General features: G+C 25.5%; 13 protein-coding genes. 1 reads left to right on the top strand and 12 read right to left on the bottom strand.

The annotated features are described in order from the left end of the window. Positions 1 to 76: 76 nt before the first annotated feature. The 12 genes from RGC78_RS10195 to RGC78_RS10140 form a co-directional block, all read right to left on the bottom strand. Positions 77 to 2,341: a sensor histidine kinase gene (locus RGC78_RS10195; RefSeq protein ID WP_309556573.1), complete on the bottom strand. Its 2,265-nt coding sequence runs from the start codon at positions 2,339 to 2,341 to the stop codon at positions 77 to 79. Continuing rightward, positions 2,319 to 3,011, bottom strand: a complete 693-nt coding sequence (locus RGC78_RS10190) for a response regulator transcription factor (RefSeq protein WP_252212381.1) — start codon at positions 3,009 to 3,011, stop codon at positions 2,319 to 2,321. Before RGC78_RS10190 ends, RGC78_RS10195 begins: the two co-directional genes overlap by 23 nt. 231 nt (positions 3,012 to 3,242) lie before the next feature. Then, on the bottom strand, positions 3,243 to 3,521 hold the full coding sequence (locus RGC78_RS10185) for a late competence development ComFB family protein (protein ID WP_252212382.1): 279 nt from the start codon (positions 3,519 to 3,521) through the stop codon (positions 3,243 to 3,245). An 18-nt stretch (positions 3,522 to 3,539) separates the two neighbouring features. Further along, entirely contained in the window at positions 3,540 to 4,838 is a 1,299-nt protein-coding gene (locus RGC78_RS10180) for a CCA tRNA nucleotidyltransferase (protein WP_252229762.1), read from the bottom strand. A gap of 158 nt (positions 4,839 to 4,996) precedes the next feature. Then, positions 4,997 to 5,902 (bottom strand): MurR/RpiR family transcriptional regulator, encoded by a 906-nt coding sequence (locus RGC78_RS10175; protein WP_252212386.1) that lies wholly within the window; start codon positions 5,900 to 5,902, stop codon positions 4,997 to 4,999. A 173-nt stretch (positions 5,903 to 6,075) separates the two neighbouring features. Beyond that, complete coding sequence (locus RGC78_RS10170; RefSeq protein ID WP_252212387.1) at positions 6,076 to 6,786, bottom strand: pseudouridine synthase; 711 nt, start codon at positions 6,784 to 6,786, stop codon at positions 6,076 to 6,078. 344 nt (positions 6,787 to 7,130) lie between these two features. Continuing rightward, positions 7,131 to 7,403: a hypothetical protein gene (locus RGC78_RS10165; RefSeq protein WP_252212388.1), complete on the bottom strand. Its 273-nt coding sequence runs from the start codon at positions 7,401 to 7,403 to the stop codon at positions 7,131 to 7,133. Between the two features lie 184 nt (positions 7,404 to 7,587). Further along, on the bottom strand, positions 7,588 to 8,637 hold the full coding sequence (locus RGC78_RS10160) for a hypothetical protein (protein ID WP_252212389.1): 1,050 nt from the start codon (positions 8,635 to 8,637) through the stop codon (positions 7,588 to 7,590). After that, on the bottom strand, positions 8,618 to 9,514 hold the full coding sequence (locus RGC78_RS10155) for an ABC transporter ATP-binding protein (protein ID WP_252225329.1): 897 nt from the start codon (positions 9,512 to 9,514) through the stop codon (positions 8,618 to 8,620). Before RGC78_RS10155 ends, RGC78_RS10160 begins: the two co-directional genes overlap by 20 nt. Further along, on the bottom strand, positions 9,498 to 9,896 hold the full coding sequence (locus RGC78_RS10150) for a GntR family transcriptional regulator (RefSeq protein WP_252212391.1): 399 nt from the start codon (positions 9,894 to 9,896) through the stop codon (positions 9,498 to 9,500). Before RGC78_RS10150 ends, RGC78_RS10155 begins: the two co-directional genes overlap by 17 nt. Further along, positions 9,883 to 10,422: a hypothetical protein gene (locus RGC78_RS10145; RefSeq protein ID WP_252212392.1), complete on the bottom strand. Its 540-nt coding sequence runs from the start codon at positions 10,420 to 10,422 to the stop codon at positions 9,883 to 9,885. The genes RGC78_RS10150 and RGC78_RS10145 overlap by 14 nt, the downstream gene beginning before the upstream one ends. Positions 10,423 to 10,627: 205 nt before the next feature. Beyond that, positions 10,628 to 11,278, bottom strand: coding sequence for a hypothetical protein (locus RGC78_RS10140; RefSeq protein ID WP_252212393.1), 651 nt, complete (start codon positions 11,276 to 11,278; stop codon positions 10,628 to 10,630). Positions 11,279 to 11,732: 454 nt separating this feature from the next. Between RGC78_RS10140 and RGC78_RS10135 the strand changes: the two genes are divergently transcribed. Continuing rightward, complete coding sequence (locus RGC78_RS10135; RefSeq protein ID WP_252212394.1) at positions 11,733 to 13,094, top strand: MATE family efflux transporter; 1,362 nt, start codon at positions 11,733 to 11,735, stop codon at positions 13,092 to 13,094. Positions 13,095 to 13,194 lie beyond the last annotated feature (100 nt).

The raw sequence follows: 13,194 nt of genomic DNA, 5'->3' as shown, positions 1-13,194 counted from the left end.
CTTTTTATATATCAAATTCCTAAATCTACAGACCTATATAAAATTAATATTTTAAATAATACTAACCTTATAAGTTTTAAGCTTTTTTCAAATTAACTACTACCTTAAATAAATCTCCATCAATACTAATAGTAAACTGTCCACCTTGTAATTCAACTAAACTTTTTGCTATTGATAATCCAAGACCTGATCCTTCAGTTGTTCTTGAACTATCACCTCTTTTAAACCTCTCTAGTATTTCTTCTTCAGTAAAATCAACTTGATATTCTGATATATTTTTAAATACTATTGATATATATTCATTTTCTTCAAATACTTCAATATATACTCTAGAGTTCTTCATAGAATACTTAAGTATATTAGATATTAAATTTTGGAATACCCTAAAAGTCTTTTTCCCATCAGCATATATAGATAATTTTTTTTCAGGTATGTTTTTTATAAATTGCAAATTAGATTTTTCTATTTCATTTTCAAATTCTCCTATAGTCTGTCTAATAAGAGCTACTAAATCTAAGTTCTCCATATCTAATTCTAAAGTTCCAGATGCTGCTTTTGAAGCTTCAAATAAATCTTCAATTAAAACCTTTAGTCTTAGTGATCTTTCTTTAAGAATTTCTAAATACCTTTTTTTATCTTCTTCTGAAACATTTTCTTTATCTAATAAATCTATATAATTAATTATAGAAGTTAGTGGAGTCTTTAAATCATGAGATACATTAGTAATCAATTCTCCCTTCATTTTTTCACTCTTAACTGCCTTATCTATAGCCTTGTCTAACCCATCTTCTATATTCATAACATTATTTGCTATATCCTTAAGGATTATTGCTCCTTTTACATCAATTTTATTATTATAATTTCCTTTTAATATATTATCTGTACCAATTTTTATTCTATTGATATTCCTTGCAACGAAAAGAAAATACATTATTATACATATTGTAAAAATAATGCTAGGTATTAATTTCATTACCTCATATGGCTCCATGTAAGGCCACCATCCAACATACCCCATCCAATATGCTTGTATAAATACTACAATAGCATAAGTAATAAATACTATTATTGAAATTATAAGTCTTGAAGAAGTTGATTTTATTAAAAAGCTTTCTTTCATTAACTCTTTCATTTTAAAAAGCATTTTATAAAGTAATGATTTTTTACAAATATAATTTTTTATATTTATTTCTTTATTTAATAAATATAAATTTCTTATGTCTGATACCACTAAATATATTGATATAAACTCTACTATAATGAGGGTATACAAATCATTCCAATATAGTATATCACTCCAACATACTACATCATATAAAAATCTTAAACATATTATAGATAATACAAAAATTAAACATCTTATTTCAATAAATAAATTCTTGTAAAGTCTTATTATAAAATTATCCTTTAATATTACATATAATGTTTTTTTACATTTCAATATTAAAATAATAATCATAAAAATATCTAATAAAGTTAAAATTAGAAAAGCATATCCCTTAAAATTTTCTTCATTTTTTTCATTAATGTCATTGGCTATTTCATCACCACTTTTTAATGGGTTCGATATCCTAACAATAACTTGTTTATTATTATAAAGATTCTGTATTCCATAATAATTATGTGTTCCATTAATGGATTCTTTTAAACTGTTTGAAACATTAATTTCTTCTGGAACTTTATAATTAATATTTAAAAACATAATATAATACTTATAATTGCTTTGAGTTTCATTTATAATATCATTTTTTGATTTACCTTTAATATTTGTTATAGGTTCTTCTTCTTCATTCTTTTCTATATAATATTCTACATTTCTATACTCTGCAAGATATTGATATTTGTCTTCTAAGTAATCTTGTATACTTTTTATACCCTCTTCTCTATATGCTTCATCACCTTGTTTAAGCTTTTCCTCTAATTTATTGCGTCTATCTACCATTTCATTATAATATTCATTGTGTTCTAGAAATTTAAGCTTTTCCTCATCACTTTCAGGTAAATTATTGTTTTCTTCATTATCACTCATAAAATTTTTAATTTCATTTGTAACATCATTCAAACTACCTCTATCAACATTCTCTAAGTATTTTATTTGATTTTGTATAGCTTCTTCTTTTAGACTTCCATCTGATTCATTAACATAATAATTCATGTCCCTTGCTGAGAAACATACATCATTCATAACATCTACTAAAAATTGTTCAACCTTCGTATTATTTTGAGCTCTAATAAATTTATTGGATGAGCTCATAAAAATAGGTAAAATCATAATACATAAGAGTAAAATCAATAAATTAGTATATCTGATTTTTTTGTTATTTTTCAATTTTGTATCCAATTCCCCACACCACCTTTAAATATCTTGGTTCTTTAGGATTTATTTCTATCTTTTCTCTTATCCTTCTTATATGAACGGTAACTGTATCCACATTGTTAAAGACCGGTTCATTCCAAACTCTTTCATAAATTTCTTCAATGGAAAAAACCCTATTTGGATTATCCATAAGAAGAGTCAAAATCTTAAATTCCAATGGAGTTAATCTTATATTCTCACCATCTACAAATACTTCTTTACTCTCCTTATTTAGTTCTATCCCTCCTACTGTAATCACATTGTTATTTTCTTTTAAAGGAGAAAACTTAGTATACCTTCTTATTTGAGAGTTAACTCTTGCTATAAGTTCTAGTGGATTAAATGGCTTAGTTATATAATCATCTGCCCCTAAGTTTAAACCTAATATCTTATCGGTATCTTCTGATTTAGCTGAAAGCATTATTATTGGAATCTGTTTTTCTTCTCTTATCTTAATAGTAGTTCTAGTCCCATTCATATTCGGCATCATTATATCCAATATAACAAGGTGTATATCTTGCTGATCTATAACTTCTAATGCTTGTATACCATCATAAGCTTTGAAAATTTTATACCCTTCGTTAACTAAATATACCTCTATTGCTTCAGTTATTGTCTTATCATCATCAACAACTAAAATATTGTAACTTTTCATTTGATCCTCCTTAATAATTTAAAATTCATGTTAATTTTACCATATTTTATTAGTTGATAGAAAATCTAATCCTTTTAGGCTTTTAAATATGCCTTATCTTTATAATAAAAGTAAAATATTACAAAACCCTCATTGAAATTCTTAAGAATTTCGAAAGAAAAAACTGACTTAAAATTATATTTAAATAATTTTAAGTCAGTTTATAGGATTTTTAATTAGTTATATATCACTCTAAAATGTTTCATCTGTATGTTTAGGATATTTTTTTACTGTTTCTATTGCTTTAGAAACCTCTATTACTATATCAGTCTCAAATTGCTGATACATCCCACTTATTTTAGCCATTATTTCACCTTTATTTGTTGATACATAATATGGTTTTAAATTATTAAGGGCAAGTGCAAAAATATCTTTTTTGCATTTATCACATTTGCACATATCATTTTCAATTAATAACTTTTCCATACACTCTTTTACCCATATTTCCATATAATTTATTGCTTTTTCCATAATAACCTCACATCTTCCTTATAAATTTATTTTTTCTTTTACAATATCTATAAGGATTTCTTTATTATTTAAGTCTGGATTTATAATTACTAATTCTAATAATTCATTTAACATTTCACCAATGTTCTTTCCTTTTTCAAGACCTAAACTTATCAAATCCTCACCATTTATATTTAAATTCTTTAAGTTAAAACATTCATTATTAAAAATTACGTCTTTAAGATTTTCTCTAATATATAACAACTTTGATAACCTTTCTTCCTTATATGATGGATTTTGAGATAATATTTCAGCTTCTTTTACTTTTAACAAATCTTCAAACAAATCTAAGTTAATTAAATTTAATATTTGTTTTATTTCTAATTTTGTATTTAAAGAATTATTCATATACCTTATCAAAGTTGTAACTTTATTTACTGTATAATTATCATATTTAAATTCTTTTAAAAACTTTTTAACTTGTAAAATAGTATACTCTATATCTTCATTGTTTATTTTAATTAAATTATGAAATAACATAGTTAATTTTAAATATAGTTTTTTTTCTATTGCTTCAGTAGCCATAATTGTATGAGCATATAAATTATCATTATAATATATATTATCAATTTTGAAGTCATAAAACTTAATTATTTCTGGAACAATATACTCAATTAGGCCCGTTTCTCTTAAAACATCAATACCTTTTGTATTACTCAAAAGTATCTTATTAAATTCTTCTCTAATTCTTTCTTTGGATATGTTTTTTATACTATCTCTTAAGTTTTTTATTGAATTTAATGTCTCATTTGAAATACTAAAATTTAATTGTGATGAAAATCTTATAGCTCTTAACATTCTTAACGCGTCTTCAGAAAATCTTTTTTCTGAATTACCTACTGTTTTTATAACTTTTTTCTTTAAATCACCTACTCCTTCAAAATAATCTATTAATCCATCTACTTTATTATATGCCATAGCATTAATTGTGAAATCTCTTCTTGCTAAATCTTCTTTTAAATTTGATACAAAATTTACTTTTTTAGGATGTCTACTATCTTCATATTCTCCATCCATTCTATATGTAGTCACTTCATAACCTTCTGAATTTATAAGTACAGTTACTGTGCCATGTTTAACCCCTGTTAATATAACTTTATCAAACAATTTTATAACTTCTTCGGGTCTTGCTTTAGTTGTTATATCCCAGTCTTTAGGAATATTATTAAGTATACTATCTCGTACACATCCACCAACTATATAAGCTTCATGACCATTTTTCTTTAGAGTTTCAAGAATAAATCTAACATCATCTGGAATATTAATGTTAAAATTCATATTTAAAATCCTTTCTCAAATATCTCGTGTACTATACAACAAGATATTGTATTTTTATTATTATATACTACCATTAAGTCTCAAAATATCAAAATTTATAAAACAAAAACCTTAAGGAAATAAGTTTAATAATTTCCTTAAGGCTTTTCAAATAATTATTAATCATCAGCTACATTTCTATTATTATAAGAATACACATTGTAATCTTTCCATATTTGTTCTAAACTACCAAACGTAGTTGAAATACGATCTTTTTCTCTCATTCCAACTGCAATAACCAATGCATTTATTACAGATAAAGGAGCTACTAATGAATCAACAAATGATGCCATATTACTTTGAGCAATTAAAGCATAATCTGCTTTAGAAGCTAAAGGTGATAATAAACTATCTGTTAATGCTACTACTTTTGCTTTTCTGTCTTGTGCAAAAGCTAATACGTCTATAGTTTTAGCAGCATATCTTGGAAATCCTATTCCAATAACTAAGTCATCTTCGCCTATATTTATCATTTGTTCAAAAATATCTGAAATTCCATAGCTTACAATTCTTACATTTTGAAGAATTACATTTAAATAAAAACCTAAAAATTCTGCCAGTGCAGTTGAACTTCTAAGACCTATGATATATATCCTTTTTGCTTCAAATATACTTTGTACAACATTTTCAAAAACATTTTGGTTTATCTTCTCTAATGTTGCTCTGATATTTTCCATATCAGCTTTAAGTACACCCTTTAATGCATCTCCATCACTATAGTAGTCATTTTGAAGTTCTATTCTCTGAACAGTTGTAAGTTTGTTTTTTATAAGTTCTTGTAATGCTTTTTGTAACTTAGGATATCCTGAGAATCCTAATTCATTTGCAAATCTTACAACAGTTGATTCTGATACCCCAACTGAAGTTCCAAGCCTTGCTGCCGTCATAAATGCAGCTTTATCATAGTTCTTTAATATGTATTCTGCAATTAATTTTTGACCTTTGCTTAATCTTGAAAATTTAATTTGAATGAGTCTCATTAAATCTTTAGTATTTTCATTATTATCATTATTTATATCATTCATGTTTTTTTATCACCCTATCGTTCACAATATTGAATAATATTCATTTAAATTCTATCATCTTACAATCATATATTCAAGGAATATTGAAATATTAAGAATAAAAACTCTTAATTTGCAAGTTATTACTGAAAATCATTCATTTATATCAGCAAATTTATTAAAACAACATGATTTTATAAGTTTCTTATATAATTTAACTCCTCAATAGTTAATTCTCTCCACTCACCTTTTTTTAGATATTTTAATTGTATTTCTCCTATTGACACTCTGTTTAATGATAATACTTCATGATTTATAGCTGTACACATTTTTCTTATTTGTCTATTTTTCCCTTCATGAATACATACTTCAACTGTAGATTTTCCATTTTCATAACTTAAAACCTCTAGACTCGCCGGTGCTGTTACATAGCCTCCAATATCGATTCCTTTATTAAAAGTATCTATGTCCTTTTTTGACACTTCACCATTAACTACTGCTATGTATTTCTTATTTAGTTCTTCTCTTGGGTGAATTATTTTATTATATATGTCTCCATCATTTGTTAATAAAATAAGCCCTGAGCTATCATAATCTAATCTTCCAATTGGATATATTCTTTCACTCACTTTAACTAAGTCTAAAACTGTTTTACGTCCCTTTTCATCCTTTGCAGAAGTTATATATCCTTCAGGTTTATTAAGAATTATGTAAACTTTATTTTCTTCCTTAGTTATTAAGCTACCTTTGTATTCAACTCTATCTTCTACAGAATTTACTCTAGTTCCAAGTTCTGTTACAACTACTCCATTAACTTTAACTTCTCCATTTAATATTATCTCTTCGCATTTTCTTCTTGAAGCTACGCCACAACTTGCCATATATTTTTGTAATCTTTCTTCCATAATACTAATCAACTCCATAAAATAAACATTTATTTAAGTAACACTTAGTTTTTAATAAATCTATACTAAGTGAAATTATCTTAAATACATATAAATTAATTTTTTATATTGCATTAATAAATATACCATAATTTTTATATTAATTGATATTAAAATTATAATTATAAATAATAAACCTAAGTTTCTTAATACTTTCCTCTCAAGAAGAATAGAAATTAGCATAAGAAACTGGTTTATTATTTTAATAGATTACATGCAAATAGAGGCTATATTGCCTCTATTCACATAATAAAGTGACTTTGCAATCTGCGTCACTGTTATTCTATTTGTCTAAAAATCGGAAATTACCAGCATCCTCCGCCAAAGCCTCCACAGCCTCCGCCAAATCCGCCTCCGCCAAATCCGCCAAATCCAAATAGAATTAATATTATCCAGATCCATCCGAATCCACCGAAGCCTCCGCCGAATCCGCCTCCGCCGCCATTATTGCAGCATGGATTGCAACATGGGTTACAGCATGGATTGCAACATGGGTTACAGCATGGGTTACAGCATGGTTTACAACATGGTTTGCAACAGCATTCGCATTTACAACAATCACAAGATTTCTTTGACATGTTTACCAACTCCTATTCTTTCGTTTAGTATATATTATTCAAACTTTAAATTTTGTGTTCTATTGTTTAAAAATAATTTTTCATACTAGTTACTAGATGTTATTCCTAGAAATCCTATACTTTCCTAGACATTAAAGAAAGAGTCATACCAAATAATTTTGATATGACTCTTCTCTAATAAATTTTATGCTAACTTTTTTGATATTTTTTTAATTATCATATATATTATAATTCCTACTATAGCTGATAAGCCAAAATCTACTCCAAAGCCTATTAAATAATCATTAATAGATATTTTTTCAACTAAATAGTATGAGCTAATAAATTGTTCTTTATAATTTCCTAGTATTAAATCGCTTAAAATTATACCAGATGAAATTGCTATATATACTATCACCAAATTTTTGCTCCATGCAGATCCAAAAAAACCCACATTAGTTTCTAAAGAATTTTTTCTTTGAATATAGTTTAATATAACCAAGGAAACTACTATGATCATTATAAGTATGCATGATGCTATAAATAAATTTCTCATTCTAATTTCATTAGCACATATATATCCATCAAAAAGTCCAGATGAATTAAATCTATTTAACTCTTCAATGGTACGTTCTCTAAAACTCACTCTATTTATCCACATACAATAATAATTATCAAATTTTCTAATAATTGAAAATACAAATGAAAATGGTATTATAATCATAAACATTATGCCAACCATATTATTAGAAAACATAGCTTCTATAGTAAGCATTATTATTATTCCTAGTATTCCAAATAATACAATTCTTATAATTTCAACCATAATTATAGTTGAATATCCATTAATTATTACAAAGCTATCCATATTCCTAATATAGAATGTAGCTGCTATATATAAATATATCAGAATAAAAAATACTAATGTAATCATATAACAAAACAATTCATTAAATTTTATTTGTTTCTTAGTATATGGACCACTACATAAAAATATCTCAGTATTTCTTTTGTTATTTCCAAAAGTCAAAACATATATTACTAAAAATATTAATCCTAATACAAAATATTGCTCTAATCCTGCCGTTTTAAAACTATTAGAATCCAATTTCTCAACACCATACATTACACTTCTATACACACTACCAATTAAAGAATTAGCATATACCCCCCAAAATAGAATGCCTGCAATTATTGCAAATTTAGCAGAATTAAACCATTGATAAATTAAAGCCTTATTTAAATATCTTTTCATTGTTCTCCTCCTTATCTACTTTGTAAATAAAGATATCTTCTAAGCTTAAATCTATTTCTTCCATAAACAATGGATTAAACTTATTTAAAGCTTTTATAAATTCTTCATCATATTGTTCTGTTATAATTGTAAATACTCGTCCAACTTTAGATATCTTAAATACTCCTTTTAATTCTAAATCCTCTTCATATGTTGGCTTATCAAATGCTACTTGTATTTTCTTTATTTTATTTTTCATATTTTCAATAGAATTTTTATAAGAAACTTTTCCTTCATCCAATATAGCCACTTCATCACATATTCTTTCTAATTCACCAAGGTGATGAGAACTTATTATAATAGTAGCATTATTATTAGCAACTTCATCTATAAATATCTTTAAAAGCTTATTTTTCACTATTGGATCAAGTCCAGATGTTGGTTCATCTAAAATCAAATATTTTGCTTTAATTGAAAATGCTAATGCCAAAGATAATCTCATTTTCATTCCCTTTGAAAATTGAAACACAAATTTATTTAATGGTAGTTTAAATATTTCATTTAATTCATTAAATCTATCAATATCAAAATTTTTATATGCATAATTATAGTATCTCAAAACTTCCTTAACTTTAAAATTATAAAAGAAGGTATTTTCATCTGCTACAAATCCAATATTTTCTTTAACCTTTGGATTATTATACACATTTTCATCATTGTATTTAACTTCTCCTTCACTTGTCTTATAAATTCCACTTAAACATCTAAGCAAAGTAGATTTGCCTACTCCATTAGGACCAATTATCCCAAATATTTTTCCTTCATTTATATTTAAATTAATATCTTTTAAAATTTCTTTATCATCTATCTTAAAAGATAAATTACTTACCTGAATCACGATCTTTTCCTCCTAATTCATCAAATATTACTTGTACTATATTTAAAAATTTCTCTTTGTCTATTGAAACATAACTTGCCTCTAAAATTAAATTCTTTAATTCTTCTCTAATTTTCTCTAATTTTTTTGAGTCAGTAGTTGATTTTATATTATTAGTTATAAATGTTCCCTTTCCCCTCAATGTTTCTATAATACCCTCTCTCTCTAATTCCCTGTAAGCTTTACTTATAGTATTAGGATTTATAGTTAATATCGATGATAATTCTCTAACTGATGGTAATTTTTCACCTTCATTTAAAGCGCCCTTTAAAATTAATTCCTTAATTCTAAGTTCAACTTGTTCATATATAGGAGTACTGCTCCTTGGATCAACCTTTATCATTATGATTCTCCTTAATTATTTCTCCATTATCATCTATATCCCAAATACTTATATAATCTATTACTTTCCCTTCACCTTCATCTACTAATATCATATCTATCATCTGTTTATTTAAGGAATTTGCCCTTGGGTACTGTGTATCCGCTTTAATCCTAACAACATTAATATTATCTTGTATTTTATAATTGGATAATCTTGATGCAGCATCAATATACTCCTTCTTTATTGAGTTAATCTCTTCTTCATCTAATTCTTGTTTTTCTATGTTACGAATAGTTTCATAATCTATTGCTGATCCTGCAATTCTTTTTCTTAATGAAAGACACTCACTAAATTGCTTGCTAGCCACCCAGTCACTTTTTTCATTAAATACTATAGTTTTATTGTTTTCTAATTGATTTAATATTTCATCTGTGGTATTAAAATGTACTTGCTTTTTGTATATCTTATCACTAGATCCTATGCAAAGTAGTGCTGTCATAACTACAAATCCACCTAAAGCTACTACTATTTTAGATTTTCTCATATACTTACCTCCTTGTATTAAGTGTATTACTTTATATAGTACACTTTTATTATAATAAACTATAACTTATAAAGATATTAGTTATTTCTTAAAAAACTCTTAATATTATGTTCATATCTATTAAGAGTTTTTTTAATTAATAGGTTTTAACTTAATGCGTAATTATGTCATAAAATATTATTAAATTATCAACATTATTTAATAACTACTCATACATATCTTTTTTAACAATTAACTGTATTCCATCTTTATTTTTTATATATTTAAATTCTTTATTTGCACTATGTACAAATTCTTCTATCCACTTACTTCTTAAATGGTAAAAATAATTAACATCTCCATGCTCTTTATTCCAGATAGTCTCATGAACACAAATTTTTATTTTCCATTCAATATTATTTTCATTTGATGAAATAATTTCATTTACTTTATCACTAGGTATTCCATCTAGTATATACTTATATATACCCTTAAATATCTGTGGAGCTGTTTTTAAATCTACATGTTTTTCTAATAGTTCTTCAGCAGCTTTTTTTCCTTGATTTTTATAAAGAATTTCAAGTTTATCTTTTGCGTTACTATTATTATTTATAATTCTTGTAATCCATGCAGCAGTTCTTTCTTCTGCTGAAGTAATCTTTTCTTGTAACCATCTACTGACATCATTTATATCAACCATTTCTTCTAAAGGAAGATTAGGAAGTTTTGGTCCATATTCTTCATTTATTTCTTTAATTAAAAGTTCAATATTTAAGCCCTCATTTTCAGCTAAATTAATTATATCTTCTTCTAAACTTTCAAACCATAAAATTTTATTAAATAACACATAATGTGCTTCTTCAATGTACAAACTCATAAAATTCCTCCTAAGATATATAACTTAATATAAAGTATACTATCTTTTATTAATTCATTATAAATAAATAAAAAAGACTTTATAAATCTTTTCATTCTTTTAACAAATACTATACTTTTATTATTCACTTTTATTAATAGAATTATAATGCAAATTAGCTATTTAAATTACACTTATTTAAGAATTAAAATTTTCTTTATAGAACTACTAAATTTATAAGTTTTAATTAATTAAAAATGTATTATGTAAATACAAATAAATGTAAATAATTAAGTTTAGAATACATTTTTCATAATATATGTTTGAGTCAAGTAAGCTCTTACTTGAAAGAACTTACTTAATATGATATAATTCATAGGTCTAGTATATTGAATTATATACCCCACTTTTTACTGTTTCTTGGTACCAAAACAGTATTAAGTGGGGTTTTTTATTTAAGAAAGGACTGAAAACAATGGAAACAATAACTAAAAATAAAATGGGAATAAAACCTGTATTTCCGCTATTGATGTCAATGTCTTTTCCACCTATGATTTCAATGTTTGTACAAGCTCTCTATAATATTGTTGATAGTATGTTTGTTGCTAGAATAAGCGAAGATGCATTAACTGCTGTTTCTCTTGCTTTTCCACTCCAAAATTTTATTATAGCAGTTGCTGTTGGTACAGGTGTGGGTATAAATTCTTATATATCTCGTAAATTAGGGGAAGAAAGTTTTGATGATGCAAATAATGCAGTAACTCATGGATTAATTCTTGCATTCATAAGTTGGATAGGATTTATTCTTTTAAGTATTCTTGCAATAAAACCTTTTTTTAATTTATTTACAAATTCAGAAAATATATTTAACTTAGGCTGCAGTTATTCATATATAGTTATTATTTTTTCTTTTGGTTCATTAATACATATCGCAATAGAAAAAGTATTACAATCTACTGGAGAAATGCTTTATCCAATGATGCTACAAATATTTGGTGCTGCTATGAATATAATACTTGATCCAATTATGATATTTGGATTATTTGGATTTCCTGCATTAGGAATTAAAGGAGCTGCTATAGCTACTGTAATTTCACAAATTAGTGCTATGTCCTTAGCTGTTATCATTTTGGTATTAAAAAAACATCACGTTAAAGTCAAGACTAACAATTTTAAATTTAGTTTCCCTCTTGTTAAGGAAATATATACAGTAGGATTTCCTTCAATATTAATGTTATCATTAGATTCTATTTTAGTTATGGGATTAAATGCTATACTAGTTAACTTTTCTAATTTGGCAGTATCATTATTCGGTATTTATTTTAAATTACAAACCTTTGTATTTATGCCGATAAAAGGGTTAACTCAAGGTGCAATGCCTATAATGGGATATAATTATGGAGCTAATAACAGACAACGTTTAATTATTACTTTAAAATCAAGCTTAATTGTGTCTATAATTATTATGATGCTTGGTAATATACTATTTGCTGTATTTCCTGATAAATTACTTATGTTATTTAATGCATCTGAGGAAATGCTTTCTCTTGGAACTGTTGCATTACGTGTAATAAGCATTAGTTATATTGCAGCATCATTTAATTTTATATTTCCTACATTATTTCAATCTATTGGAAATGGACTTTATAGCTCAGTTATATCATTAATGCGTCAACTTATAATTATATTGCCTATTTCATATATATTATCAAAATCAATGGGACTTATGGGAGTATGGATTTCATTCCCTATTGCAGAGATAATATCTGCTATAATTTCAGTTTTATTATTTGTTCGTATATATAAAAGGGAACCCATATTTAAAAAATCAAACTAGTACATTTATAAAATAAAAGGCTATGTTTTAAGTGAATGTTGATATTTTAGTATAAGGGCGAACTGGCGTTGGAATTTGCTTTTTAGAACTCTTAAGTGAG

This window comes from Clostridium aquiflavi (assembly GCF_031344075.1).
Classification (GTDB): Bacteria; Bacillota; Clostridia; order Clostridiales; family Clostridiaceae; genus Clostridium; species Clostridium aquiflavi.
The sequence above is the reverse complement of the archived record's forward strand: the minus strand, read 5'-3'. Positions and strand labels throughout refer to the sequence as shown.

Bases quoted from the DNA above. Each gene is read 5' to 3' on its own strand.
- RGC78_RS10160 (WP_252212389.1), bottom strand. From the start codon at position 8,637: ATGAAAAGATATTTAAATAAGGCTTTAATTTATCAATGGTTTAATTCT.
- RGC78_RS10175 (WP_252212386.1), bottom strand. From the start codon at position 5,902: ATGAATGATATAAATAATGATAATAATGAAAATACTAAAGATTTAATG.
- RGC78_RS10165 (WP_252212388.1), bottom strand. From the start codon at position 7,403: ATGTCAAAGAAATCTTGTGATTGTTGTAAATGCGAATGCTGTTGCAAA.
- RGC78_RS10135 (WP_252212394.1), top strand. From the start codon at position 11,733: ATGGAAACAATAACTAAAAATAAAATGGGAATAAAACCTGTATTTCCG.
- RGC78_RS10170 (WP_252212387.1), bottom strand. From the start codon at position 6,786: ATGGAAGAAAGATTACAAAAATATATGGCAAGTTGTGGCGTAGCTTCA.
- RGC78_RS10140 (WP_252212393.1), bottom strand. From the start codon at position 11,278: ATGAGTTTGTACATTGAAGAAGCACATTATGTGTTATTTAATAAAATT.
- RGC78_RS10185 (WP_252212382.1), bottom strand. From the start codon at position 3,521: ATGGAAAAAGCAATAAATTATATGGAAATATGGGTAAAAGAGTGTATG.
- RGC78_RS10190 (WP_252212381.1), bottom strand. From the start codon at position 3,011: ATGAAAAGTTACAATATTTTAGTTGTTGATGATGATAAGACAATAACT.
- RGC78_RS10180 (WP_252229762.1), bottom strand. From the start codon at position 4,838: ATGAATTTTAACATTAATATTCCAGATGATGTTAGATTTATTCTTGAA.
- RGC78_RS10150 (WP_252212391.1), bottom strand. From the start codon at position 9,896: ATGATAAAGGTTGATCCAAGGAGCAGTACTCCTATATATGAACAAGTT.
- RGC78_RS10145 (WP_252212392.1), bottom strand. From the start codon at position 10,422: ATGAGAAAATCTAAAATAGTAGTAGCTTTAGGTGGATTTGTAGTTATG.